This is a genomic window from Bradyrhizobium sp. SZCCHNRI3052, from assembly GCF_032484895.1.
Lineage (GTDB): Bacteria > Pseudomonadota > Alphaproteobacteria > Rhizobiales > Xanthobacteraceae > Bradyrhizobium.
This window is the reverse complement of the sequence record NZ_JAUETW010000007.1, coordinates 122473-146980: the sequence shown is the minus strand read 5'-3', so window position 1 is coordinate 146980 and position 24508 is coordinate 122473. Positions and strand designations below refer to the sequence as shown.

Here is a 24508-nt window from a genome sequence, read left to right as displayed (position 1 = left end):
CGCGGTCACGACTGGAACGGGATGGTGCGCCCCGGCTGCGCCGCCTGTTCCCGCGTATAGGAGACGCCGTGCACCTTCACGCCCGCGGCATTCAACAGCGTGATGATGCCGCCCCGGTTCGACAGCGCGACCGGCGCGACGATGGGCACCACCAGGGTGGCGCCGCGCCCGATCATGCCGCTCAGTTGCATGGCGTTCTTCTGCTTGTCCTTGATCTGCCAGCCGGTGAGATCGACGTCGACATCGGCGGTGTTCAGCAGCGTGACCGTCTCGTGCTCGGGCGTGCGCACGTCGTTGACATAGGCCGCGATGATCCGCACCAGCCCGTCGGGCACGTCGAGCGGCGGAATGTGGTCGCGGTCGGGAGGCGTATGCGGCGCGTTCGGGTAATCGGGATCGGGCGGAAGGATGACCCCTCCGCTGGCATCGTCCGAATGCCAGGCCTGGGTCTGGAATTTCAGGAAGATGGCGACCCATTGCTGCTGGTCGGGAAACTCGAAGAGCAGTCCGCCATCCTGCCAGGGACCGTTGTCCTTGGCATATTGGCCGGGCGGATTGCCCTGGTTGAAATGGATGTCGTGGATACCGCGGCCGGGCTTGAAGCCGAAATAGCGGTCCGCCTTCTCCTCCGGTCCCCATGCGACGCCGAAGGCATAGATGAGAGCCATCTCGTCGGACATGGCGCGCTGAACGTAGGCGTCGATCTTCTCGTTGAGATCGTTGTCGGGGCCCGCGGCCGACAGTGGCAGCGGCTTCAGCTCCCATGGCTGCATCAGATTGCCCCGGATGAAATCGAGCGCCACGCCGCCGGGCTTGCTCTCCAGCGGATGCAGCCCTTCCGAAAACGCCTTCAGGTCGTCGACGATTGGATGTTCGAAGCGCGAGCGAACCAGGAATTCGACCTCGCTGCCATCCTGGGAGCGGACATTGATGGCTATCCGATAGAGCTCACCGCCGGCCGAGACCTGCACCTGATAGTGCGGACTGCTTCCCGTCGCCAGACGATTGTTGATGGGCCGACCCTTGAGAAGCGAATAGTCATTCAATGGCATGGTCGTCTCCAACTCTGTCCGTAGCGATATCTAGGACGAGAACAGCAATCGATCGCGTTCAGCCTGCGACCCCTCGACATAGAAGCGCTCGAACCAGGCCGGCTTGCCGGACAATGCGGTCGGCTTGCGCAGCGTGATCGCGGCAGGCGCGGATGCAGCGCGCTGCCGCTCGGACTTGCCGTGGAACGCGTCGCGCATCCGATTGCGAAACTGCAGGTGATCGAACACGCGGGTGGCCTCGATCGCATAGGAGGTCGCGATCTTTCGGTCCTCGATCATGATGAGATGGTCGCCGTTGCCCTTCTCGCCGCTCGGCGAGAAGTTGCTCGATCCGGTGAACACTTTCGCTGTCGGCAGGCTGAAATCGGTCACCAGGAATTTGTGATGGATGTTGCGGCCCTTGCCGCCGGACCATTCGCTGCGGAACGGCTCCGGCGCCTTGCTGGCGAGATAGGCGAAATCGACGAGACCGATCGAGCCGTCGGGCTTGCGCAGCTCCAGGGCGCCGCGCTTGTCGACCGTGCCGTAGCTGAAGATCGGCCGCTCCATCACGCGGTCGAACGCCTCCTTGGTCGGACCGTCGCCGAGCTGGCTCAGAAACGCGACCGAGTAGAACACCGACGAGGAGGCCTGATCGATCGCGGCCCGGATCGGATTGAGCGAGAGATCGGTGGCCTGGTGCGGCGAGAAGCAGAGCTGCACGGTCGGCTTTCCCTCGGAATGGACGGCGTGCCATTTCTTGGAGAAATCATTCTTCCGGAAGAGCGAGGGGTCCTCGAAGGCGATGTCGAACATCTCGCCGAACAGCCCGGCGACATCAGGCGAATGAAAGACCAGCATGTTGTTGGCCTGAATATAGAGGCCGCGGAACGTGAAATTGGTCGAGCCGCACAGCACCTTCTCGGGCTTGCCGTTGCGGCGCGTGATCAGGACCTTGTTGTGCTGGAGATTGCTGAAATGCGTGCGCAGCACGGCAGCACCCGCCTGCTTGAAGCGCTTGGCGCTGCGCGATTCCGCGCTGCCGGGCAGCTTGTGGCTGTTATCCTTGGCGTTGGAGTCGTCGATGATCGCGCGCAGCCGCGGACCGAACTGCTCCAGCAGGCCGATCACGTCGGGCTCATTGAGGTCATAGGCCATCACGTCGAGCGTGAGCCCGGGATCCGCCAGGGCGTCTTTCAAAAAGCCGAACAGGAGGTCGTAGGCCTCGAACCCCAGCCACTCATAGACGCTGTCGCCAGCCTCGTTGGTGAGGTCGAGCTTGTCGAAGCCCGGCCCGTCGCGGCTCTCGACGGGGATGATCTCGGCATTGTTGCCGAACTGATCGCGATAGGCCTGAGACGAGGCGAAGTTGCGGGTGAAACCGATGTCGATGAGGCCATCATAGGTGACCGCGCTCTGCGCAATGTCGAGCGTGAGGCTGGTCCCTGCCACGAGCGTGCCGTCGTTGCGCATGTGCTGCTTGGCGACGCGATACGTATAGACGCCATCCTTGGGCCGGTAGGGAAAGTGGATCCAGCGGAATTTCTGGAACGGTGCCTCGGTCGACGGGAAATTCCGGTTGCCGTCGACCTCCGCGCCGGCCCCGGCCGGATAGGAAAACGCGATCCTGTTGCGCAACTGGGAAAAATCCCGCGCGCCCGGCGACTTCACCTCGATCGAGTATCCGACAAGATCGGGTTCGGGCTCGGCGACGTCGAAGCCGATCATCGTCATGCGCTCTCCACGCCACAGCTTGGACGTGAACCCGTTGCTGGATTTGCTGTTCTCGAAATCGCTCATGATCGAAATGCCCCACGGTGATGAAAAAAGGCGCGCACGAAACGCATCTCGCCGAAGGGCTGCAATCTTCGCCATGAGCCGCGGACGACGCAACTTCAAAATGATGTGAAAATGTTCATCAACCAGGATTGTTGCATGATCCTACGTCGGTCATGTGAAGGCGGATGTGAATGACGTCACAGTCGGAGACGGTATCCGGATCAGCTTTGCCGTGATGCCGGCGCGTGTGTCGTCAGTCTCGACGTTGGCGAACGAGCGCGCGGGCGCATGACGACGAACGTCGAAAACGAGCCCTATCGCGAGGCGGGCCTTGCCCGCGTCACGGCGTTGATGAAGCCCTCGCGGGCGTCGGAATGGCCCTGCCCGCGCGGCTCCAACACGTGACGGAGAAGGAACATGCCGGTCAGCCGGAAACCGTCGAGCAGATCCTGCTGCGACCAGCCATGGCCCTGCTCGCTCTCGCGCAGGAAGGGCGGCAGCGGCAGCAGCCGGTCGGCCCATGGCGCCCCGGCCGTGCGCGACACCGCGCCGCCCGACTTCGGCGATACGTAGATCAGGTCCGAGGTCTCGCCGGTCGCAGCGCAAGAGTCGAGATCGAGCCCGAAGCCGAGTTCGGCGAGGATCGCCAGTTCGAAGCGCACGATGTGGGCGGCGGCGCCGCCCGCATCCTCGAAATCATCGAGCGCATGTTCGAGCCGCAGGTACATGTCTTCGTGCGGATCGCGCTCCGGCAACAGCCGGGCCAGCGAGGCAAGATGCGTCACGCCGTAGGCGCCGTGTTGCGCGGAGATCAGCCCCGCCGCCCGCAAGGTCAGCGCGTCGATGGCGTACATGCCGAGATGCTCGTCGAGCCGCGCGCGCCAGATCGCGCGCACCGTGTTGCCCGGCTGCAGCACCGGCCGCATGCGCTTGCCGCTCGCCCCGCGCACGAGACCGAGATGCCGGCCATGCTCGCGGGTCAGCAGCTCGACGACCGCCGAGGATTCGCCGTGCCGCCGCACGCCCAGCACGATGCCGTCATCGGTCCATTCCATCGGTGTGGGATCTCCACCACTCGCAGACGCCAAGCCGTGAGCGCCAGTCGACGATCAAGCTCCAACGTTGCTCGCGCATGCTGCCGCCACAAACACCGTCGTTGCGAGCGCAGCGAAGCAATCCAGAGTTTCACGCGCAGCCCTGGATTGCTTCGCTGCGCTCGCAATGACGGAATGATCGTTAAGCGCCAAACGCAGGGGGGCGCGCTGCGCTTGCCCACCCCGCAATCTGCATTCCATCCATCACGCGTTGAACCAGCCGCGCGCATCGCCCGTGAACGAATAGTACAAGCCCATCGTCGTCAGCGCGCAGGAAATGACCTCGATGCCGGCATCGAGCGTCATGCCCTTCTGCCCGATCACCTGCACCAGGGAGATGTCGGACAGCACCAGCGCCCCCAGCAGCACCCAGCGCGGCCAGTTCCTGCGGCGCTGCGCCGCCAGATAGACGAAATAGAACAGCAGCAGGATGACCACCCCGTTGAGCACGGTCTGCGCGGTGATCATGTCCTCGGTTACGTCGAAGGTCGGCGTCCGGTCGGAGACGGCAACCGACAGCGCGTCCAGCATCAGCGAGATGTAGAGCAGCACTTCGAACCACAACACGTTGCGCGGCACGCTCATTGTCATTCCCTGGGGAACTCGAGCCCCATCTCCCGGTAGCGGTCGGGATCATCGCCCCAGTTCTCACGCACCTTCACGAACAGGAACAGGTGCACCGGCACGCCGGTGATCTCTGCGATTTCCTTGCGCGCCTGCGCGCCGATCGACTTGATCGTCGCACCGCCCTTGCCGAGCACGATCTTGCGCTGGCTGTCCCGCTCCACGAAGATCGTCTGCTCGATGCGGATCGAGCCGTCCTTGCGCTCGGTCCAGCTGTCGGTCTCGACCGTGGACTGGTAGGGCAGCTCCTGATGCAGATGCGAATAGATCTTCTCACGGGTGATCTCGGCCGCGAGGTGCCGCATCGGCGCGTCCGACATCTGGTCCTCGGGATAGTGGAACGGACCGGGCGGCACCATCTCCGCCAAGGCCCGCCTGAGATCGTCGACCCCGTCGCCGGAGATCGCCGAGATCATGAAGGTGCGCGCGAACGACAGCTTCTCGTTGGCAGCCGCGACCAGCGCCAGCAGCTTCTCGCGCGGCACCAGGTCGACCTTGTTGACCACCAGGATCTTCTCGTGCGCGACCGCAGCCGCCTTGTCGATGATGGCCTGCGCCTCATCGTCGATGCCCTTCTTGGCATCGAGCAGCACGCAGACGAGATCGGCATCATGCGCCCCGCTCCAGGCCGTCGTGACCATGGCGCGGTCCAGCCTGCGCTTCGGCGCGAAAATGCCGGGGGTGTCGACCAGGATGATCTGAGACGCGCCTTCGATGACGATGCCGCGGATCAGTGCCCGCGTCGTCTGTACCTTGCGCGAGACGATCGTGACCTTGGAGCCGACCAGCGCGTTGACGAGCGTCGATTTGCCGACATTGGGCGCGCCGATCAGCGCGACGAAACCGCAGCGGGTCCCGGCAGCCGGCACCGATTGTTGTTCAGCCGTCATTGCTGCCGCCGCTGACGCCTTCGCGCTCGATCATGACCGATGCCGCCACCTTTTCTGCCGCCCGCTTGGAGCCGCCGATGCCTTCGGCCGGCTCCAGCCCCGGCAGGTCGACGGCGACACGGAACTGCGGATCGTGATGCGGGCCGGTGCGCTCCACCTCCCGGTACACCGGGGTGGGCAGGCCCTTGCCCTGCGCCCATTCCTGCAGCACCGTTTTCGGATCGCGGAGCGGGCGCCGCGGCTTGTGCATGCGCTCGGTCCAGTTGCGCTCGACGAATCCAGCGGCGGCCGTGTAGCCGCCGTCGAGGAAGATCGCGCCGATCACCGCCTCGCAGACGTCGCCCAGCACCGACTTGCGCAACCGCGCCCCGGCGCCGGCGCCGACTGCGCCGAGCTTGATGTCGTCGAGCAGGCCGAGCGACTTGGCGACGTCGGCACAGCTCTCCTTGCGCACGAGATCGGCGAGCCGCTTCGACAGCTCGCCCTCGTCCGCGCTCGGAAACGAGCGGTACAGCATGTCGGACACAATCAGGCCGAGCACGTGATCGCCGAGGAATTCGAGCCGCTGATAGCTGTCGCCGCGCTTCTTGGACGATTTCAGCGCCGAGACGTGGGTAAAAGCGGTGCTGAGCAGCGAGGGATCGGCAAAGTGATGGCCGATGCGCGCCTCGATCGCGGCATTGGCGGCCTTGTCCGCAGCCTTGGCGCCCTTGGCGGCGCTGGTCCCCGCGCTCTTGGTACGGCGACCGCCCTTCGCCTTGCTGCGCGGCTTGCCGTCGGAATCGGCCTCGGCAACGAGCGCGGTCGGGTCCGCCCCATCCTCGGTCGGGCGAGCGGGCACCGATTCAGACTCGACGGTCTTCATGTCTGGCTTGGAGACCGGCTTCGCGTCGGTCTTGGAATCGGCCTTTGGCTCGGTCTTGGGCTCGGCCTTGGGCTCGCTCTTCTGCTCAGGCTTGATCTCGGACTTCGGCCGCGACGCGGCCTTGGGCGTTGCCTCGAGCGCACCCGTGCCGGGTTGCGGGCTCGATGCGGCAGCCTGCGTGGTCTGGATTTCGGGTGAGTCGTCGATCATCGCACGAATTTGAAGATTCGATTCCAGCGCACCGATACCGGCCAGCGCCAGAACGCCCAGGCATGCTCGCCTTCGGCAATGGAAAAGAAGATCAGCTGCGCACGGCCGACGATGTTCTCGAACGGCACGTAGCCGACCTGGCTGAGGAAGCGGCTGTCGGTCGAGTTGTCGCGGTTGTCGCCCATCATGAAGAAGTTGCCGGCCGGCACGGTATACACCGCGGTGTTGTCGACATAGCCATTGTCGACGCAGTCCAGCGTCTCATAGCTGACGCCGTTCGGCAGGGTCTCCTTCCAGCGCTTGACGCGCGCGGTCGAGTCCGGCTGCCCGCAGGGATCCTCGCCGATGAAATCGGAGAGCCGCTCGCGCTGCACCGGCTTGTCGTTGATGTAGAGCAGCCCTTCGCGCACCTGGATGCGGTCGCCAGGCAGGCCGATCACCCGCTTGATGTAGTCGGTGGTGTCGTCCTTGGGCAGACGAAACACGACGATGTCGCCGCGGTTCGGCTCCGAGCCGAAGATGCGGCCCGAGAAAATCGGGGGCGACAGCGGAATCGAGTAGTGGCTATAGCCGTACGAATATTTCGATACGAACAGATAGTCGCCGACCAGCAGGGTCGCCTTCATCGATCCCGAGGGGATGTTGAACGGCTGGAATAGGAAGGTGCGGATCACCAACGCGATCAGCAGCGCATGAACGACGACACGAACGGTTTCACCGAGGCCGCTCTCAGTCTTGGTTCCGGAGGTCACGCTCATCGCTCTTTCAATGTCCCTTGGCGAATGGTCCGACGATTCGCCAGCCGTTGCCGAACACCCCTCCGTCCGCGAACACCATACCGTTCCGCGGCTTAAGGGAGTCTGTCCTGATTCTGGTGGTTAAGGCCAACTCCGGTTTGACCCAGAATCCGCCCGTGATGCAGCCGGTTCGATCCCGGCGGGTTTTAGACGACTGCGCGGGGCCGCGCAATCAATCGCCGTATCAAAACTACATAACTCGCTGGAATCGATCGCATTTTTGTTTTTCCTGCGGGGCGGCCGCCCTTCAGGATGTCTCGCGGCGCACCGCCGAAATTATGACGAAGGCTTGCGCCAGCGGCCAGTCGTCGGTGATCGACAGGTCGATGCGCGGCTCGTGGCCCTCGGGAGTCAGCGCCTTCAGCCGTTCGGCTGCGCCGCCCGTGAGCTGCATGGTCGGCCGGCCGCCGGGCAGATTGACGACGCCCATGTCGCGCCACCACACCCCGTGACGGATGCCGGTGCCGAGCGCCTTGGCGCAGGCCTCCTTGGCGGCGAACCGCTTGGCGTAGGTGGCGACCACCATCTTCTCGTTCTTGGCCCGCCGCTCGGCCTTGGCGCGCTCGGCCGCGGTGAAGATCCGGTTCAGGAAGCGCTCGCCGTGCCGGTCCATCACCTCGGCCACGCGGCGGATGTCGATCAGGTCGGAGCCGATGCCGATGATCATGCCGATGTCCCCAGCCGCGCCCGGCCACGATCCATGGCCGCGCGCATGGTCCGGACGGTCTCGGCGAGGCCCACGAACAGCGCCTCCCCCATCATGAAGTAGCCGATGTTGAGCTCGACGATCTCCGGCAACGCCGCGATCCGCTCGGCGGTGGCATAGTCGAGCCCGTGGCCGGCATGGACCTCGAGCCCGGCCGCATAGGCCTGTCGGGCGCCGGTCACGATCCGCTCCCACTCCACCTCCGCCTTGTCGTGGTGGCCGTCGGTGATGGCATCGCACCAGCCGCCGGTGTGGATCTCGATCACGGGCGCGCGCAGCCGCGCCGCCATCTCGATCTGCGCCGGGTCGGCGGCGATGAACAGCGACACCCGGATGCCGGCATCGCTCAGCCGGGCGATCGCCGGCGCCAGCGCCTTGTGCTGGCCGACCACGTCGAGGCCGCCCTCGGTGGTCAGCTCCTCGCGCCGCTCCGGCACCAGGCAGCAGGCATGCGGGCGCGTCGCCAGCGCGATCCGCACCATCTCCTCGGTGGCCGCCATCTCGAAGTTCAGCGGCTTGGAGATCTCGGCCTTCAGCCGCGCCATGTCGTCGTCGCGGATGTGCCGGCGGTCCTCGCGCAGATGCGCCGTGATGCCGTCGGCCCCGGCCTCGATCGCGAGCAGCGCGGCGCGCACCGGATCGGGGCTGCGGCCGCCGCGGGCATTTCGCAAGGTGGCGATGTGGTCGACGTTGACGCCGAGGCGCAGCTTCGGAGGATGTGACTTTGACGGATCGGACATGGGCCGGCTCGCAGGACTTTCGAATAGACTACGGCTTGTTTAGCGCATCCCGAAGCAGAACGCCGCAGCCATCCCCGCAGATTAGCCATTCACCCGGTCGACCCGCGCCACGATGGTCTTGGCGCGCAACTGGTTGATGATCGCCGAGAGATGCTTGAGGTCGTAGACCTCGAGATCGATCGTGAGCTCGGTGAAATCAGGCGAGCGGCGGCTCATGCTGATGTTGTCGATGTTGCCGTCATGCTCGGCGATCACGGTGGCGACCTGGGCGAGGCTGCCGGGCTCGTTGACGTTCTCGACGCGAATGCGCGCCGGAAAGCGCTGCGGCGAGGTCTCGTCGACATCCCAGCGCACGTCGAGCCAGCGCTCCGGCTCCTCCTCGAAATCCTTCAGCGCCGGCGACTGGATCGGATAGATCGTGATCCCCTCGCCCGGCGTCACGATGCCGACGATACGGTCGCCCGGCACGGCGCCACCGTTCGGCGCGAACTTCACCGGCAGGCCGGAATTGAGCCCGCTGATCGGGATGGCGAACGGGCCGCGGTGGGGCTCGGCCGCGGGCGCGGCAGCCTTGGCCGCCGGCGCGGCGGCCGTCTTCTTGGCGCCATAGCGCACGACGCGCTCTTCCTTGTAGTCCGGATACATCGCGCGCGCGACGTCGGAGGCCTTGATCTCGCCGCGGCCGACCGCCGCCATCACGTCCTCGATCGAGGCGCGCGCCAGACGCGGCAGCGCGCCCTTGAGCTTGTCGTCGGCATATTCGAGCTTGGTCCGTTCGAACAGACGTTCGACGATGCGCCGGCCCAGCCCGGCATATTGATCGCGCACGGCGGTTCGGGTGGCGCGCCGGATGGCGGCGCGTGCCTTGCCGGTGATGGCGAGCGTTTCCCAGGCCGAGGGCGGCGCCGACTGCGCATCCGAGGTCAGCACTTCCACCTCGTCGCCGTTCTGCAGCTCCGACGACAGCGCCGCGAACTTGCCGTTGATCTTGCAGCCGACGGCGCTGTTGCCGACGTCGGTATGCACCGCATAGGCGAAGTCGATCACGTTTGCGTGGCGTGGCAGCGCGATCAGCTTGCCCTTCGGCGTGAAGCAGAACACCTGATCGTGAAACAGCTCGAGCTTGGTGTGCTCGAGGAACTCCTCGGGGTTGGCGCTCTCCGAAAGGATGCCGATGGTGTGGCGGAGCCACGCGAAGGCGTTCGATTCGCGCTTCAGCCGTTCCGTCGGCGAGGCGAGGTCGTCCTTGTAGAAGGCGTGGGCGGCGATGCCGAGCTCGGCGATCTGATCCATCTCCTCGGTGCGGATCTGCAGCTCGACGCGCTGCTTGCCCGGGCCGATCACGGTCGTGTGGATCGAGCGATAGTCGTTCTGCTTCGGCGTCGAGATGTAGTCCTTGAAGCGGCCGGGCACGACAGGCCAGGTCGTATGCACGATACCGAGCGCACGATAGCAGGATTCCAGATCCGGCATGATGACGCGAAAGCCGAAGATGTCGGACAGCTGCTCGAAGCCGATGGATTTGCGTTCCATCTTGGTCCAGATCGAGAATGGCCGCTTGCGGCGGCCGAACACCCGCGCGGTGAGGCCGTGTTCGCGAAACTTGCGGGCCAGCTGGCTCTCGATTTCGCCGATCAGGTTGCGGTTGCGCTCCGCCAGCGCATCGAGCCGCTGCATCACCACGCTATAGGCCTGCGGGTCGAGCGTCCGGAACGAGAGATCCTCGAGTTCCTCGCGCATCTCCTGCATGCCCATCCGGCCCGCCAGCGGCGCGTAGATGTCGAGCGTCTCCTCGGCAATCCGCCGCCGCGATGCCTCCGGCACGAACTCCAGCGTGCGCATGTTATGCAAGCGATCCGCGAGCTTGACCAGCAGCACACGCACGTCGTCGGCGATCGCCAGCAGGAGCTTGCGCAGATTCTCGGCCTGCTTGGCCTCGCGCGAGACCAGCTCGAGCCGCTTCAGCTTGGTCAAGCCTTCGACGAGCGCACCGATCTCGGGGCCGAAGAAGCGGTCGATCTCGGCACGGGTCGCCTCGGTGTCCTCGATCGTGTCGTGCAGCAGCGCCGCGACGATGGTGGCGTCGTCCAGCTTCAGGTCGGTCAAAATGGCCGCGACCTCGAGCGGATGCGTGAAATACGGGTCGCCCGACGCGCGGGTCTGCGACCCATGCGCCTTCATGGCGTACACGTAGGCGCGGTTGAGCAGATCCTCGTTCGTATCCGGATTGTAGGAGCGGACCCGTTCCACGAGATCGTACTGCCGCATCATGCGGGAGCGCGGCTTCGGCGGCCGCGGCCGCTCAGCCGGCGGCGGAGGCGCCAACGCGGCCGATTCGGCCGCCGCCTGCATCTGCTGAGGAGTGTGGCCCGAAACCACCATGGAAAATGACTAAACCTTTATCTTCGTGACCAAATCTGCCGGATGGCAGGCGCTTGGCGCAGCCCTATGGTAATCACGGAATCACGTTCAAATGCAAAGGCCCGGACGTGGTCCGGGCCTTCACATTCTCACAAGTTAGCTGGAGCTCGCGCTGACGGTGACGAGACCGTCACTCGTCCTCTTCCGGCTGTTCTTCCGGCGGAGCGAGGCCCTCGAGGCCCTTCAGCAGCTCTTCCTCGGTCATGCGCTCGACGGCGACCTCGGTGTCGTCGGCATCGACGCTGGCACCGGCCGAACCGATCAGCGGCACCGTGTCCGGCTCCGGCTCGTCGACCTCGACGAACTTCTGCAGCGAATGCACCAGTTCTTCCTTCAGATCCTCGGGAGAAATGGTCGAATCCGCAATTTCCCGGAGTGCGACGACGGGATTCTTGTCATTATCTCTATCAATTGTAAGTTGCGATCCTGATGAGATCATGCGCGCGCGATGCGCGGCCAGGAGAACCAGGTCGAACCGGTTGTCGACTTTATCGATACAATCTTCCACAGTGACGCGCGCCATTGTCGCTCCGGTCCTTTGTGTGCTTAATATGCTGATTATGCTGGGCTAGTTATAGAGGCTGGCCGGCTTTCGCAAGGCAAAACTGGCGTCAGGGTTCGGTAAGGGGCAAGGAGTACCGAATTCGGCAACCTTGACTGGCGCTCCGTCCAGACCCGTGGAATTCGGGCCTTGGACAAGAAAACGCTTCATTACGTCGTCACAAGTGCGCCTTTGTTGCCCCGACCACTCCTGTTTGCGGTAACCTCACACCAGATGGACCGCCGACGCCTTGGCAGTATCTTGAAATGGAATGCGCGACCGACTGGAGTCGCGCCAAAAATAGAATCTAACTGAACGCGAGACACTGAATGTCATCTTCGACCAACAAGATTGCGCTCTTCATTGACGGCGCCAACCTATACGCCACGGCCAAGACGCTCGGCTTCGACATTGACTACAAGCGCCTGCTCAAGGAATTTCAGAGCCGCGGCACGCTGCTCCGCGCGTTCTATTACACCGCGATCATCGAGGATCAGGAGTACTCGTCGATTCGGCCCTTGATCGACTGGCTCGACTACAACGGCTATACGGTCGTCACCAAGGCGACGAAGGAATTCATCGACGCCAGCGGCCGGCGCAAGGTCAAGGGCAACATGGACATCGAGCTCGCCGTCGATGCCATGGAACTCGCCGAGCATATCGACCAGATGGTGCTGTTCTCGGGCGACGGCGACTTCCGTTCGCTGGTCGAAGCGATGCAGCGCCGCGGCGTTCGCGTCACCGTGATCTCGACCATCTCCAGCCAGCCGCCGATGATCGCCGACGAGTTGCGCCGCCAGGCCGACGTCTTCACCGACCTCATGGAGTTGCAGTCCAAGCTCGGCCGCGACCCGTCGGAGCGCCCCGCCCCGCGCGAGCCGCGCCACCATTCCCCGCAATTCCTGCAGCGCTCGACCACGGCGCCCGCCCGCGCCACGACCACCACCACCACCACGCCCAACGATGACGATTTCGAGGACTAGGCGGACGGGCACTCAGCCTGCGCCGCCTGCCCCGTCTTCGACCAATCCCGATCGAGACTGTCCGCTGTGCCCTCGCCTCGTTGAGTTCCGCGAGGCGCAGCGCGCGCGTGAGCCGTCATGGTTCAACGCCCCGGTGCCGTCGTTCGGCGATCCCGACGCGCGCCTCCTGATCGTCGGCCTCGCGCCAGGGCTGCAGGGTGCGAATCGCACCGGGCGCCCGTTCACCGGCGACTATGCCGGGGAGCTGCTCTACGGAACGCTGCTGCACTACGGATTTGCAAAAGGCCGCTTCGAAGCCCGCCCCGACGACGGGCTGACGCTGGTGGACTGCCGAATCAGCAACGCGGTGCGCTGCGTGCCGCCGCAGAACAAGCCGCTGCCGGCCGAGATCAACCAATGCCGGAGCTTCCTCGGCGCCACCATCGCCGCGATGCCTCGGCTGCGCAGCATCGTCGCGCTCGGCCGCATCTCCCACGACACGCTGCTGAAGCTGCTGGGCTTGCGCGCGGTCGCGGCGCCGTTCGCCCATGGCGCCGTGCACCAGGCCGGCGGGATCCGGCTGTACGACAGCTATCACTGCTCACGCTACAATACGAACACCGGCGTGCTCACGACCGAGATGTTCCACGCCGTGTTCGCGCGCGTGAAGGCGGATCTGGATTAGTTCGGCCCGCCCTTATCCTCACGCGGCAGATGCGCGGTTGTCCTTCAGCCACGCCAGCACGTCGCCCGCGTTCCTATCCGGTGGAAACACCGGATAGAACACGTGGGTGATGCGGGCGTCGTCCACGATCATGGCAAGCCGCTTGATCATGGTCAGCCCGGCGATCTCCATCGTCGGCAACCGCAGGGCATTGGTCAGCTCGAGCTTTTCGTCCGACAGCACCGGAAACGGCAGGTGCAGGCGCGAGGCCATCTCGGTCTGATAGGCATTGCTCTGCGTCGACAGGCCGAACACATGCGCGGCGCCGGCCGATTTCAACTCGCCGAACAGGTCGCGGAAGCTGCAGGTCTGCGGCGTGCAGCCGCGCGCACCCGGGATCATGTCCCAGTCCTCGACGAGCGACACCTTGCCGGGTTCGCCGGTCCGCGGATAGGCGAACACGACGGTCCGTCCAGGCAGATCGGACAACGTGACCAGCGTGTCGTCGGTCGCACGCAGTCCGATCGCGGGAATGATCGTCCCGACCAGATGATCGGCTGCGCCGTCGTCGGTCGGAGCCGGAATCCGGCTCCAGTCGACGTCCAAGAGGTTCTTCTGATTCATCGGATGCTTTCCCAAGGCTCAGGCGTGCCGCCGAGGAGCGCGCGGCAAAGGTCTCGTTAGCCGCGCGCCCGCAGCAGCCGGCCCTTCTCGCGGCCCCAATCGCGCTTCTTCTCGCTCTCGCGCTTGTCGTGCAGCTTCTTGCCCTTGGCGACGGCGAGCAGCAGCTTGGCGCGGCCCCGCTCGTTGAAATAGAGCTTCAGCGGGATCAGCGTCATGCCTTCGCGCTCGACCGCGCCCATCAGCTTGTTGATCTGCTTGCGATGCAGCAGCAGCTTGCGCGGCCGCTTCGGCTCGTGATTGAAGCGATTGGCCTGCAGATATTCCGGAATGTTGGCGTTGATCAGCCAGATCTCGCCGTTGCGCGAATCCGCATAGGATTCCGCGATCGTCGACTTGCCGCCGCGGACCGACTTCACCTCGGTGCCGGTCAGCGCGATGCCGGCCTCGATGGTGTCCTCGATCGCGTAGTTGAACCGCGCCTTGCGATTCTCGGCGGCGACCGTGATCTTGGGTTCGTTCTTTTCAGCCATCAGGATTTTTTCAGGAGATCACGGATCTCGGTCAACAGCTCGACCTCGGCCGAGGGCTTCGCCGGCGCCGCGGGGGCTGCCGCTTCGTTCCGCTTCAACCTGTTTATCACACGGATGATCATGAACAGCACGAAAGCGATGATGAAGAAGTTCAGGGTCAAGGTCAGGAACTGTCCATAGGCCAGCACGGCACCCTGCTTCTTCGCGTCCGCAAGGTTGCTCGCATTGACCGTCTTGGACAGCGGGATGAAGTAGTTCGAGAAATCGAGGCCGCCGGTGATGGCGCCGATGATCGGCATGATGACATCGGCGACGAGCGAGGTGACGATGGCGCCGAAGGCCGCGCCGATGATGACGCCGACGGCGAGGTCGACGACGTTGCCCTTCATCGCGAATTCACGGAATTCCTTCAACATGCTCGCGTCCCCCTCAGATACGTCGGCTCAGTTGATCAGTCCGGCATGAACCATCGCCTCGCGCACCGCGACCCGGGTCGGCTCCGACACCGGCACCATCGGCAGCCGCAGCTTCTCCTCGATCTTGCCGAGCAGCGACAGCGCGTATTTCACCGGGGCCGGGTTGGACTCGATGAACAGATTGGTGTGCAGCGGCATCAGCTTGTCGTGGATCTTCAGCGCCGTCGCGACATCGCCCTTCTGCCAGGCCTGGTGGAATTCCGAGCACAGCCGCGGCGCGACGTTCGACGTCACCGAGATGCAGCCATGGCCGCCATGCGCCATGTAGCCGATGATCGTCGCATCCTCGCCCGAGAGCTGGTTGAACTCCTCGCCCATCGCGGCGCGCTGCTGCGACACCCGCACCATGCTCGCGGTGGCATCCTTCACGCCGGCGATGTTCTTCAGCTCGAACAGGCGCTTCATGGTGTCGACGGACATGTCGATCACCGAGCGCGGCGGAATATTGTAGATGATGATCGGAATGCCGATCGCATCGTTGATCGCCTTGAAGTGCTGATACAGGCCTTCCTGCGTCGGCTTGTTGTAATAGGGCGTCACCACCAGCACCGCGTCCGCCCCCGCCTTCTCGGCGTGCTGGGCGAGCTCGACCGCCTCCTTGGTCGAATTGGAGCCGGCGCCGGCGACGACGGGCACGCGTCCCCGGGATTCGGCGATGCACCACTCGACCACCCGCTTGTGCTCGTCATGACTGAGCGTCGGGCTCTCGCCCGTCGTGCCGACCGGCACGAGGCCGTTGGTGCCCTCGTCGATCTGCCAGTTCACAAGGCTGCGAAAAGCGGCCTCGTCCACGGACCCGTTCTTGAAAGGAGTGACCAAGGCGGTGAAAGAACCCCGGAAATTCGTCTTGGCTGCCATGAAACTCCCTCCCAAACGCCGTTTGGCCCCTGTGCGAGCCACTTCATACCGGGTCTACCGACGGGGCGGAAGGCCCGCCCGCGGCTGGGCTGCCTTCTCAACAGGCACACGAATCGCGCGAATCGCTTTGCCGAGGCCCGCGATCACCCTTCGCTGAAGCCCCACGGCCCGCACGCCGCCCTTCGGTCGTGATTTCGCCGCGGTGTTGGCGCAGGTTGCAGTCCTTCCCGGTATATTTAGGATTTGTTCACCTTTTCGATAGACCCATGTTGGTCAGGGGATCGAAGTCATCCGCCGCAAAAGGAACGCCGTGCCCTTTTCTGCCCGCGCCACTGCATTGCGATCGACCGCCCTGTCGGTGTCACTCTCGGTGTCCTTGGCCGCCGGCCTGACACTCGGATGGGCTCTCGCCGGACATAGCGCTCTCGCCAAGGACCAGGCCGCTGGGTCCAAGGTTTCGGGATCCAAGGCTCCCGCGACCAAGGTTCCGGTGCCGAAGGCGCGTCCGATCGCGCGCAGCGCGGTTCCGAAGACGAACACCCACGAGGCCGCCGGGACCAAGAGCGAGGTCGACGCGCGGGCCGAAGCGAAGGCCGAGGTCAAGAACAGCCCCAAGGGCGCCGGCGAGACGCCGCGCGCGGCCCCGAGGGACATCACCCCCAGCGCGGCGGCTGCAAGCCTGCCGGCCCGCCAGCATGCCGCCCTGCCCGCCTCCCGTAAGCTCGTGGTGCCGGCTGCGATCGCCGTGACGTCCTCGACCTCGCAGTCCGACAAGGACGCGCTCGAAAACGTGATCGAGCTCGTCCGCAAGCGCAAGCCCAGCGATGCCACCGAGGTCGTGCAGGCGATCTCGGATCCCGTGGCGCGCAAGCTCGCGGAGTGGGTGATCCTGCGCAGCGACAACAACAATGCCAGCGTGGAGCGCTACCGCGCGTTCATCACCGCCAATCCGTCCTGGCCGTCACAGAGTTTCCTGCGGCGCCGGCTCGAGGCCGCCTTGTGGGACGACAAGCGCGACGATGCCGTGGTGTGGTCGTGGTTCGAGAACGAATCGCCGCTGTCGGCCAAGGGCAAGTTCGCGCTGGCCCGGGTGATGCTCAATCGCGGCGACCGCGCCAATGCCGAGCGCCTGGTGCGCGATGCCTGGCGCAACGACGCGATGTCCGAGGAGACCGAGAACAACATCCTGGACCAGTACGGTGCCCTGCTGTCCGGCGGCGATCACAAGGCGCGGATGGACACGCTGCTGTATGGCAGCGAGCACGAGGCCGCGATGCGCGCTGCCCGGCGGCTTGGCTCGGGCCACGTGGCGCTGGCAAAAGCGCGAATCGCGGCCTACCGCAAAGCCTCCAACAGCCAGAGCCTGCTCGATGCCGTGCCGCGCGAACTCCACGGCGATGCAGGCTACATCTTCAGCCGCATCCAACTGCTGCGGCGCGATGAAAAATTCGCCGAGGCGGCGCAGCTGATGCTGAACGCGCCCAAGGATCCCGGCCGCCTGCACAATCTGGACGAATGGTGGATCGAGCGCCGACTGCTGGCGCGCAAGATGATCGACACCGGCGAATATCGCAGCGCCTACCTGATCGCGCGCGACGCGGCGCTGCCGAACCGCGACATCTACAAGACCGAGCAGGAATTCACCGCAGGCTGGATCGCGCTGCGTTTCCTCAACGATCCGGCCACCGCGGCCCAGCACTTTGCACGGATCGGCGTCGGCAGCGTCAATCCGACCACCCTGGCGCGGGCCGGCTATTGGCAAGGCCGCGCGGCAGAAGCGATGGGGCGCATGCAGGAGGCGCGCGCGGCCTATACGTCGGCCGCCGAGCAGTCCACGAGCTACTACGGACAGTTGGCGCGCGCGAAGCTCGGCCTGCCGCAGCTCGGCCTCAATGCCGCGCCGAGCGGCCGCGGACGCGGCGTCGAACGGCTCGAGGTGGTGCGCGCGGTGCAACTGCTCTACGAGCTCGACGAGGGCGAGGTCGCGATCCCGATCTTCGCCGACATGGGCGACAACGGCGACCCCGACGTGCTGGTCGGAATCGCGGAAATCGCCGCGCGAAACAGCGATGCGCGAGCGATGCTGCTGGTCGGCAAGGCCGCGCTCAATCGCGGACTGCCGTTCGATCATTACGCCTATCCGGTCACGGGCATCCCCGCGTTCCGGGCGCTCGGGCCGGAGGTCGAACAGAGCGTGATCTTCTCGATCGCGCGCCAGGAGAGCGCCTTCAACCAGGCCGTGGTCTCGCCGGCTCAGGCCTACGGGCTCATGCAGGTCACGCCGGATGCGGGTCGCTACGTCTGCAAGCGCGCCGGCGTCAGCTTCGATCTGAACCGGATGAAGACCGACCCGGTCTACAACGCGCAGCTCGGCGCGGCCGAGCTTGGCGGCCTGCTCGAGGACTATCGCGGCTCCTACATCATGACGTTCGCGGCCTACAATGCCGGCCGCGGCAGCGTACGGAAATGGGTCGAGCGGTATGGCGACCCACGCGATCCGAAGGTGGACGCGGTGGATTGGGTCGAGCTGATTCCGTTCGCGGAGACCCGCAACTACGTGCAGCGGGTGATGGAGAACCTGCAGGTCTATCGCGCCCGCTTCGGCGGCGGCTCGCGGCTGCAGATCGAGGCCGATCTGCGCCGCGGCGCTGTGGTGGAGTAGCGAGTAGCGAGTAGCGAGTAGCGAGTAGCGAGTAGCGAGTAGCGAGTAGCGAGTAGCGAGTAGCGAGTAGCGAAACCTGGGCTCCGCTCCGTCGTCAACTGCTATTCGCTACTCCCTATTCGCCATTCGCCCGCACTTACCAGTTGCGCTGGGCACGCACCAGCAGCGAGACCGAGTCCTGGTCCTTCAACTGGTAGGTCGTGGCCGGCTTGGCGACCGCCGCGACCGCCGGTGCGTTCGCCACGCCGGTGAACTTCTGGTCCAGCCGGGTCCAAGCGACGTCCGCAGAGAAGGTCAGATTCTTGACCGGCGTCCAGCGCGTGATCACACCCACCGTCGAGATGTTGAAGTCGGGGTTGCAATTCGCAGGCGTGATTCCGAGAGCGACCATGCCCGCACCGTTGCAGATCAGTCCCTTCGCGGCGTTGTTGTATCTGACGCCGCTCCAGGAGCCGTAGACCGCCGTATTCCAGAACGGATCCCAGTTGTGGGTAAAGGCACCCCGGAAGCCGTAGGTGGTGGTCAGCTGCTGCTGGGTATTCGCCCCGAACACCGAATCCGACACGCCGGCGAAGCCCAGGCTCTGGAAAGCGCCGGCCATGTTGCTGCCGCCGTACATCGCATAGTTGATCGGCGCGAGGCTCTGGAAGTTGTAGCGGCTGGCACCGTTGGTGTAGACGCCCTGCAGATTGATGGTGTCGCCGGCGCCGGTCGGGATGTTCTTGATCGACAGGGCGAGCTGACCGGCATAGCCCCATTTATCTGCGGGATGCCCCGTCGTCTCGTTGGCACCGAAGAAGGCGGCGTGATTGTCGTGCGCCGCGAAGGACGCCTGGAACAGGCCCCAGGCCTGATCTACGCGCACCATGCCGACGATGTCGGGCGCGACGTTGCCGCCGAAATTCGACGTGCCATAGCTGCCGGTGAGCACGCCGGCGGCCGTCTGTCCCGCCGTATTCCAGATCTGCGACTGCGAATACTGCGTCGCATCCTGGGCCGAGATCGCGGCCGTGATGCCCGAGCCGAAGTCCGCGGTGTAGGTGAACTGGTTGACGCCGGTGATGGTGCCGCCGCCTCCCGTCAGACCGTCGAAATTGTTGCCGGGGTAGTTGGCCCAGGGCGCGTCGAACTGCGACACGGCCTTACCCATGGTGAAGCCGGCGAACTGGATGAAGGCATAGAAGACGCCGATCCCGCCTTGCGCGATGTTGCCGTCAGCCTGCGCTCCAGGCGCGCCCGCCGTCGAATAGGCAGTTGCGCCCGTGGCGGAGCCGGTCCCGGCATAGCTGCCCCCGGTCCACTGGAAGACACCGTCGAAGAAGGTGCGCACGACGCCATATTCGGTCGCGGTGCGGGTGTCGATGTTGAGGTCGGCGCGCGAACGCGTCGTGTAGTAGTTGCTGAGACGATTTCGCCCGCCGGCGACGCCGTTCACGGCATTCTGGAAGATCGTATTCGTGCCGAAGCCGGCCTCGACCCGCAGATAGCCGCCGAGCTTGATGCAGGTGTCGGTGCCCGGAATGTAGAAAAATCCGGCGCCGTACATCGAGCAGACCCTGACATACTCGACCGCTTTGGCCTTGATCGGAAGGTCGGCGGCCTGAGCCCCACCCATGGCGAGCAACGCCGCCCCTGAGCCCAAAACAAGGCTCCTCACAGTCTTCATACTAACCTCCAAATTGCTCAGTTCAGACCGGCCCGGCTCGACATCGAACGACCGCCCCAACGGTCGGCCCGTCTCCAGCTGCACCACAGTGCCCGCGCATAGCGTTGCAGTGGGAACGATCGCGAGGCAGAGTTGGTGCTTTATCGGACCATTCTCGTGACCGGCCGGATCACGCATGTGGCACGGCCGCGGCACGGCACGCGGTCGCCGGATCTCCAAGAGTAATGTGTCGGGGAAGACTTTCGCCGCCGAATGCGTGTCGCGGTCGTGGCGGGAATGCAGCAGGACGGACGTCGAGAACCGCGGCGAGCGCGAGGCTCAAACTCTCTGGCCCTGTCATCCCGGCGATCGTGGCACGGGCCCTCGCCCGCCCGAGATCACGCAGGCCAAGCTTGGCTCAAACGCGCGGTCGAACCGAGCGAATCCGCCGACCACCTCTCACGGATGTTTGAGCCGCATGGCCACGAGGCGGTCGCGAAATTCCATCCAGATCGTATTGCGTCGCGTGGCCGCGCGGTGTGGTTCTCGGGCGGGTCGGCAGCATGTTTGTCAGCGACAAAGCGGCACGGTGAGGAATGCGGGTCTCGGTGCTGGAGCACGCGCTGGCGAGGCAAAGAAAAACCCCCGGCAGTTGCCTGCCGGGGGTTGGTCAAACCGTCGTGAGACGGTCTGGATCAGAAGTTGCGCTGAGCGCGGAGCAGCAGGACAGCCGACTGCTGATCCTTCAGCTCATACACCGCAGCCGGCTTGGCGACAGCGGCGGCAGCCGGGGCCGTGACCGAACCCGAGTGCTTCTGGTCGAGCCACGAGTAGGCGAAGTCGGCCGAGAAGGTCAGGTTCTTGACCGGGGTCCAGCGCGTGATCAGGCCGATGGTGGCCAGATCGAAGTCCGGATTACAGGTCGAACCCGCGTTGAAGGCCGCAACCACGCCGGGGCTGGTGCAGATCAGGCCCTTGGCCGTGCCGTTGTAGCGGACAGCAGCCCAAGACCCGTAGATCGCAGTGTTCCAGGCCGGGTTCCAGTTGTGGGTGTACGCACCGCGCACACCGTAGGTCGTGGTCAGCTGCTGCTCGCCACCGGTCGTGAAGACCGAGTCGCCCACGCCGGCAAAGCCGACGCTCTGATAGGCGCCAGCCAGACCCGTGCTGCCGTACATCGAATAGCTGTTCGGCATCAGGCTCTGGATGTTGTAGCGGCTCGCACCGTTGGTGTAGACGCCCTGCACGTTGATCGTGTCGCCAGGTCCGGTCGGGATGTTCTTGATCGACAGGGCCAGCTGAGCCGCCCAGCCCCACTTGTCGGCCGGGTGGCCGGAGGTCTCGGACGCGCCGTAGTAAGCGACATGGTTGTCATGCGCCGCGAACGACGCCTGGAACAGACCCCAGGCCTGGTCGACACGGACCATACCAACGAAGTCCGGAGAGACGTTGCCGCCGTAGTTGCTGGTGCCGTAAGCACCACCGATCACGCCAGCCGCCGTCGAACCCGCCACGTTCCAGAGGTTGTTCTGGTAGTAGGCGGTCGCATCCTGAGCCGAAACGGTGGCCGTGATGCCGGAGCCGAAGTCAGCAGTGTAGCTGAACTGGTTGACGCCGGTGACCGTGCCGCCGCCGCCGGCGAGACCGTCGAAGTTGTTGCCCGGATAGTTCACCCAGGGCGTGTCGAACTGCGACACGGCCTTACCCATGGTGAAGCCGGCGAACTGGATGAAGGCGTAGTACACGCCGACCGAACCCTGCGCGATATTGCCGTCGGCCTGTGCGCCCGGCGCACCAGCCGTCGAGTAAGCGGTCGCACCAGTGGCCGAACCCGTGCCGGCATAGCCGCCGGAGGTCCAGCTGAAGGTCAGGTCAGCGAAGGTACGGACCACGCCGTACTCGGTCGCCGTGCGCGTGTCGATGTTGATGTCCTGACGAGCGCGGGCCGTGTAGTAGTTGCTCAGGCGGTTATGCGCACCACCCTGGCCGCTGAACGCCGCGTTGAAGTCGCTGTTCGTGGCGATCGCCGTTTCAGCGCGGAGATAGCCGCCCAGCTTGATGCAGGTGTCGGTGCCGGGGATGTAGTAGAAGCCCGCACCATACAGGGAGCAAACCTTCACATACTCGACCGCTTTGGCCTTGATCGGAAGGTCGGCCGCCTGAGCCGCGGACATGGCGAGCAGAACTGCCGCCGAGCCGAGGACAAGGCTCTTAACCGTCTTCATTTAAACCTCCAAGTTGCTCTTTTGAGAAAGAACCGGACCAAGATCCCCCAGGACGATCCGCTTCCTCTGCTCCCGAAAAACCGCTTCAGCCGCTTCGCGCCATCGGACACACCCGCATCACGCGAGGGACTTAAGCGAACCACCTGTCACGGGACGATCGAGTAACCCCCCACCGTCATCAGGAACTATGCCTTCGCTCATTCGGTAAGCAAAATAGTTTATGCAGTCAGGTAATTGAATGAAGCCGAAATGTGTCTTGGGGGCAACACAATGGCAGCTTGTTGTGCAGCGCACGGGGGACGGCCGATGTCCTCCTAGATAAGTGATTTTGTTGCGGATTTTTTTTCTTTAGGGTCGAGCTTCGTACTGGAACTCCTGAGCAATGGCGCCCTTGAAGAACATGTCTGCCGCACCTGTGGAAGCGGACGCGCAACCGAAGACTGTCGAACATCTGCCGAAGAATCGCGACGCCATTCTTCGCTTCGCCCGGGAGATCTCCACGATCAACGTCCATCTGGAGGAGCTGAGGTACTTCTGGGCCAAGAGAATCGGCATCAGTGGCCCGCAATGGATGATCCTGATGGCGATCTCCGAGCTGGATCAAGGCGAGGGAGTCGCCGTGAATGCGGCGGCCAAGCGGCTGCACGTCGACCCTTCGTTCGTCACGACGCAGTCGAAGCTGCTCGAGAAGAAGGGCTTCATGGAACGCAAGCCCGCCCCCAACGATGCGCGCGTGGTCCGGATGTCGCTCACCACCAAGACCTCGGAGCAGTTCGCCGAGCTGGAAGCTCAGCAGGCGCAGATCTTCAGCTTCATCTTCGAGGAATTCGACGCTCGCGAGCTGGCGACCTTCACGGACAAGCTGGCTGGCCTCAAGGACCGTTTCGAGAAGGCCAGCGCGCGACTCACGATGGGACTCTGAGCCCCCCGAGGCGGTCACGGCCCGACCGCCTCTTACGGGGGAGCTGGAACAGACATGCGGTCGCGTCAGCCTGGAGGCCGCTGAGACCCGGCCAGACGCTTGGCGATCCAGTCGAAGACGAAGGCATCGGCCTCGAGCCAATCGGCGCCCGCGCTGGAGACGATCTTCAGAGTGATGTCCGGGTGCTCGCGCTTGATCTGCGCGATCAGCCGGGTTGCGATGTCGGCCCGCAGCCAGCCACGCTCCGGCACCGTCACCAGCAGCGGACACATGATCTGCCGGGCCGCCAGCCCATCGCTGGCGATCGACAGCCTGCCCCGCTCGCCCGCACCGGGTCGGCGCGACAGGAAGACGCGCTCGTGAATATCCCACAAGCCGGCGTCGCAGACCGCTGCAGCATAGCGCGGATCGAGTGCGATGCCGCGCGCGACGAAGGACGAGCTCCAGTCATCCGCCAGGATCGCGATCCGGCCTTCGTCCACGTCGTCACGGGACGTCGCGTAGTCCATCACGCTTGCGATGGCTGATTCGAGATCGCGACGGCCGACGATCTCCTCGAAGCGGCAGTCCGGTCCGCTGCCCAGCAGATCGACCACCAGCAGCGCCAGGCCGCGCTGCTCCGCATGGCCTGCAAGCTTGAACAGGGAGGTTTCCTTGCGACGGCCGGGCTCACCGATGCAGATGACGGTGGGCGCCCTGCCTGCCTCGCAACGCGCCGGCAGGAAATAGGCTTCGAGCGCGTAGTCGGCGCGCCAGTGAATTGTGACGACCTCTCCTTGCGGATCGGCACCGCGCAGGAATTCGCGCGCACATTCGCGCATGCGGGACAGCACGACGGCCTGGCGGGAGCGTGAGCTGCTGAACGGACAGGCCGCAGCCTCATAACAATCGATCGCGCGCGACCATTTGCGAAACGCCAGCTCGGGACGGCCGCTGCTCACGGCGTCGGCGGCGGCAGCCTTCATCGCATCCGCGCATTGCATCCACTCGCGGTACCAGGACTCGTCGTCGCTGGCCTCGATCCGCTGCGCAACCGCCAGACATTCCGCAAGCTCGGCCCGGCCCTCGGGCCGCGCTTCCAGCAGCCGCGTGATGGCGCCCGCCAGATCGTCTTGGTCGGACCACGGACGCAGCACTCCCACAGAGCCTTCCGAACTCATCTTTGGACTCATTCCTCACTGGCGTGACGGTGTGGCCCCGTCATCTGGCGGTCATGGTGACCATCCGGCATTTCCCGGTCAA

The 24508-nt window shown here is 64.8% G+C and carries 22 protein-coding genes; 4 read left to right on the top strand and 18 right to left on the bottom strand.

Translation table 11 applies throughout. The features are described from left to right. Positions 1-5: 5 nt before the first annotated feature. From QW887_RS20190 to rpoZ, 11 genes are all read right to left on the bottom strand, one after another. Complete coding sequence (locus QW887_RS20190; RefSeq protein ID WP_315711407.1) at positions 6-1052, bottom strand: DUF2278 family protein; 1047 nt, start codon at positions 1050-1052, stop codon at positions 6-8. 30 nt (positions 1053-1082) lie between these two features. Next, the gene (locus QW887_RS20185; protein WP_316188497.1) at positions 1083-2831 is read right to left on the bottom strand and encodes a phospholipase D-like domain-containing protein; all 1749 of its coding nucleotides are present in this window, start codon (positions 2829-2831) and stop codon (positions 1083-1085) included. Between the two features lie 293 nt (positions 2832-3124). Beyond that, complete coding sequence (gene recO, locus QW887_RS20180) at positions 3125-3865, bottom strand: DNA repair protein RecO (RefSeq protein WP_315827223.1); 741 nt, start codon at positions 3863-3865, stop codon at positions 3125-3127. Between the two features lie 243 nt (positions 3866-4108). Continuing rightward, on the bottom strand, positions 4109-4489 hold the full coding sequence (locus tag QW887_RS20175) for a hypothetical protein (protein ID WP_315752942.1): 381 nt from the start codon (positions 4487-4489) through the stop codon (positions 4109-4111). Between the two features lie 2 nt (positions 4490-4491). Then, positions 4492-5418 (bottom strand): GTPase Era, encoded by a 927-nt coding sequence (gene era / locus QW887_RS20170; protein WP_315711401.1) that lies wholly within the window; start codon positions 5416-5418, stop codon positions 4492-4494. Further along, positions 5408-6493 (bottom strand): ribonuclease III, encoded by a 1086-nt coding sequence (rnc, locus tag QW887_RS20165; protein ID WP_316188499.1) that lies wholly within the window; start codon positions 6491-6493, stop codon positions 5408-5410. Before rnc ends, era begins: the two co-directional genes overlap by 11 nt. Next, positions 6490-7251 (bottom strand): signal peptidase I, encoded by a 762-nt coding sequence (gene lepB, locus QW887_RS20160; protein WP_315711399.1) that lies wholly within the window; start codon positions 7249-7251, stop codon positions 6490-6492. Before lepB ends, rnc begins: the two co-directional genes overlap by 4 nt. 286 nt (positions 7252-7537) lie before the next feature. Continuing rightward, positions 7538-7957 carry a holo-ACP synthase gene (acpS, locus tag QW887_RS20155; RefSeq protein ID WP_315711397.1) on the bottom strand — a complete coding sequence of 140 codons (420 nt, stop codon included), beginning with the start codon at positions 7955-7957 and terminating at the stop codon, positions 7538-7540. Next, positions 7954-8736 carry a pyridoxine 5'-phosphate synthase gene (locus QW887_RS20150; RefSeq protein ID WP_315752944.1) on the bottom strand — a complete coding sequence of 261 codons (783 nt, stop codon included), beginning with the start codon at positions 8734-8736 and terminating at the stop codon, positions 7954-7956. Before QW887_RS20150 ends, acpS begins: the two co-directional genes overlap by 4 nt. A gap of 81 nt (positions 8737-8817) precedes the next feature. Next, a complete protein-coding gene (locus QW887_RS20145) occupies positions 8818-11118 on the bottom strand; it encodes a bifunctional (p)ppGpp synthetase/guanosine-3',5'-bis(diphosphate) 3'-pyrophosphohydrolase (protein WP_315711393.1) in 2301 nt (766 codons plus the stop codon). A 169-nt stretch (positions 11119-11287) separates the two neighbouring features. Next, a complete protein-coding gene (gene rpoZ / locus QW887_RS20140; protein WP_006612728.1) occupies positions 11288-11680 on the bottom strand; it encodes a DNA-directed RNA polymerase subunit omega in 393 nt (130 codons plus the stop codon). Between the two features lie 347 nt (positions 11681-12027). Between rpoZ and QW887_RS20135 the strand changes: the two genes are divergently transcribed. Continuing rightward, positions 12028-12681 (top strand): NYN domain-containing protein, encoded by a 654-nt coding sequence (locus QW887_RS20135; RefSeq protein WP_315711390.1) that lies wholly within the window; start codon positions 12028-12030, stop codon positions 12679-12681. Continuing rightward, positions 12662-13345 carry a uracil-DNA glycosylase gene (locus QW887_RS20130; protein WP_315711389.1) on the top strand — a complete coding sequence of 228 codons (684 nt, stop codon included), beginning with the start codon at positions 12662-12664 and terminating at the stop codon, positions 13343-13345. The genes QW887_RS20135 and QW887_RS20130 overlap by 20 nt, the downstream gene beginning before the upstream one ends. Positions 13346-13363: 18 nt before the next feature. Here the strand turns inward: QW887_RS20130 and QW887_RS20125 are convergent, their stop codons facing one another. From QW887_RS20125 to dapA, 4 genes are read right to left on the bottom strand one after another with little or no spacing between them, the layout of a single operon-like run. Further along, positions 13364-13948, bottom strand: a complete 585-nt coding sequence (locus tag QW887_RS20125) for a peroxiredoxin (RefSeq protein WP_315711388.1) — start codon at positions 13946-13948, stop codon at positions 13364-13366. A 56-nt stretch (positions 13949-14004) separates the two neighbouring features. After that, positions 14005-14478: an SsrA-binding protein SmpB gene (smpB, locus tag QW887_RS20120; protein WP_315711387.1), complete on the bottom strand. Its 474-nt coding sequence runs from the start codon at positions 14476-14478 to the stop codon at positions 14005-14007. Continuing rightward, entirely contained in the window at positions 14478-14894 is a 417-nt protein-coding gene (gene mscL / locus QW887_RS20115) for a large conductance mechanosensitive channel protein MscL (protein ID WP_315711385.1), read from the bottom strand. The genes smpB and mscL overlap by 1 nt, the downstream gene beginning before the upstream one ends. Before the next feature lie 27 nt (positions 14895-14921). Next, entirely contained in the window at positions 14922-15812 is an 891-nt protein-coding gene (dapA, locus tag QW887_RS20110; protein WP_315711383.1) for a 4-hydroxy-tetrahydrodipicolinate synthase, read from the bottom strand. 310 nt (positions 15813-16122) lie between these two features. Here dapA and QW887_RS20105 point away from each other — a divergent pair, with 310 nt between their 5' ends. Further along, positions 16123-18474, top strand: a complete 2352-nt coding sequence (locus tag QW887_RS20105; protein ID WP_316194875.1) for a lytic transglycosylase domain-containing protein — start codon at positions 16123-16125, stop codon at positions 18472-18474. Positions 18475-18610: 136 nt separating this feature from the next. Here the strand turns inward: QW887_RS20105 and QW887_RS20100 are convergent, their stop codons facing one another. Both QW887_RS20100 and QW887_RS20095 read right to left on the bottom strand, forming a co-directional pair. After that, positions 18611-20140, bottom strand: coding sequence for a porin (locus QW887_RS20100; RefSeq protein ID WP_316194874.1), 1530 nt, complete (start codon positions 20138-20140; stop codon positions 18611-18613). A gap of 674 nt (positions 20141-20814) precedes the next feature. Further along, positions 20815-22344 carry a porin gene (locus tag QW887_RS20095; protein WP_316175172.1) on the bottom strand — a complete coding sequence of 510 codons (1530 nt, stop codon included), beginning with the start codon at positions 22342-22344 and terminating at the stop codon, positions 20815-20817. A gap of 400 nt (positions 22345-22744) precedes the next feature. On the opposite strand from QW887_RS20095, the gene QW887_RS20090 reads away from it, so the two are divergent. Next, positions 22745-23266, top strand: a complete 522-nt coding sequence (locus QW887_RS20090) for a MarR family winged helix-turn-helix transcriptional regulator (protein ID WP_316165147.1) — start codon at positions 22745-22747, stop codon at positions 23264-23266. Between the two features lie 65 nt (positions 23267-23331). On the opposite strand, the gene QW887_RS20085 is transcribed toward QW887_RS20090, so the two are convergent. Beyond that, complete coding sequence (locus tag QW887_RS20085; protein ID WP_316194873.1) at positions 23332-24426, bottom strand: hypothetical protein; 1095 nt, start codon at positions 24424-24426, stop codon at positions 23332-23334. Between the last annotated feature and the right edge of the window lie 82 nt (positions 24427-24508).

Excerpts from the sequence above, each read along its gene's own strand:
- QW887_RS20190 (WP_315711407.1), bottom strand. The coding sequence starts at position 1,052 with ATGCCATTGAATGACTATTCGCTTCTCAAGGGTCGGCCCATCAACAAT.
- QW887_RS20185 (WP_316188497.1), bottom strand. The coding sequence starts at position 2,831 with ATGAGCGATTTCGAGAACAGCAAATCCAGCAACGGGTTCACGTCCAAG.
- recO (WP_315827223.1), bottom strand. The coding sequence starts at position 3,865 with ATGGAATGGACCGATGACGGCATCGTGCTGGGCGTGCGGCGGCACGGC.
- QW887_RS20175 (WP_315752942.1), bottom strand. The coding sequence starts at position 4,489 with ATGAGCGTGCCGCGCAACGTGTTGTGGTTCGAAGTGCTGCTCTACATC.
- era (WP_315711401.1), bottom strand. The coding sequence starts at position 5,418 with ATGACGGCTGAACAACAATCGGTGCCGGCTGCCGGGACCCGCTGCGGT.
- rnc (WP_316188499.1), bottom strand. The coding sequence starts at position 6,493 with ATGATCGACGACTCACCCGAAATCCAGACCACGCAGGCTGCCGCATCG.
- lepB (WP_315711399.1), bottom strand. The coding sequence starts at position 7,251 with ATGAGCGTGACCTCCGGAACCAAGACTGAGAGCGGCCTCGGTGAAACC.
- acpS (WP_315711397.1), bottom strand. The coding sequence starts at position 7,957 with ATGATCATCGGCATCGGCTCCGACCTGATCGACATCCGCCGCGTGGCC.
- QW887_RS20150 (WP_315752944.1), bottom strand. The coding sequence starts at position 8,736 with ATGTCCGATCCGTCAAAGTCACATCCTCCGAAGCTGCGCCTCGGCGTC.
- QW887_RS20145 (WP_315711393.1), bottom strand. The coding sequence starts at position 11,118 with ATGGTGGTTTCGGGCCACACTCCTCAGCAGATGCAGGCGGCGGCCGAA.
- rpoZ (WP_006612728.1), bottom strand. The coding sequence starts at position 11,680 with ATGGCGCGCGTCACTGTGGAAGATTGTATCGATAAAGTCGACAACCGG.
- QW887_RS20135 (WP_315711390.1), top strand. The coding sequence starts at position 12,028 with ATGTCATCTTCGACCAACAAGATTGCGCTCTTCATTGACGGCGCCAAC.
- QW887_RS20130 (WP_315711389.1), top strand. The coding sequence starts at position 12,662 with ATGACGATTTCGAGGACTAGGCGGACGGGCACTCAGCCTGCGCCGCCT.
- QW887_RS20125 (WP_315711388.1), bottom strand. The coding sequence starts at position 13,948 with ATGAATCAGAAGAACCTCTTGGACGTCGACTGGAGCCGGATTCCGGCT.
- smpB (WP_315711387.1), bottom strand. The coding sequence starts at position 14,478 with ATGGCTGAAAAGAACGAACCCAAGATCACGGTCGCCGCCGAGAATCGC.
- mscL (WP_315711385.1), bottom strand. The coding sequence starts at position 14,894 with ATGTTGAAGGAATTCCGTGAATTCGCGATGAAGGGCAACGTCGTCGAC.
- dapA (WP_315711383.1), bottom strand. The coding sequence starts at position 15,812 with ATGGCAGCCAAGACGAATTTCCGGGGTTCTTTCACCGCCTTGGTCACT.
- QW887_RS20100 (WP_316194874.1), bottom strand. The coding sequence starts at position 20,140 with ATGAAGACTGTGAGGAGCCTTGTTTTGGGCTCAGGGGCGGCGTTGCTC.
- QW887_RS20095 (WP_316175172.1), bottom strand. The coding sequence starts at position 22,344 with ATGAAGACGGTTAAGAGCCTTGTCCTCGGCTCGGCGGCAGTTCTGCTC.
- QW887_RS20090 (WP_316165147.1), top strand. The coding sequence starts at position 22,745 with ATGTCTGCCGCACCTGTGGAAGCGGACGCGCAACCGAAGACTGTCGAA.
- QW887_RS20085 (WP_316194873.1), bottom strand. The coding sequence starts at position 24,426 with ATGAGTTCGGAAGGCTCTGTGGGAGTGCTGCGTCCGTGGTCCGACCAA.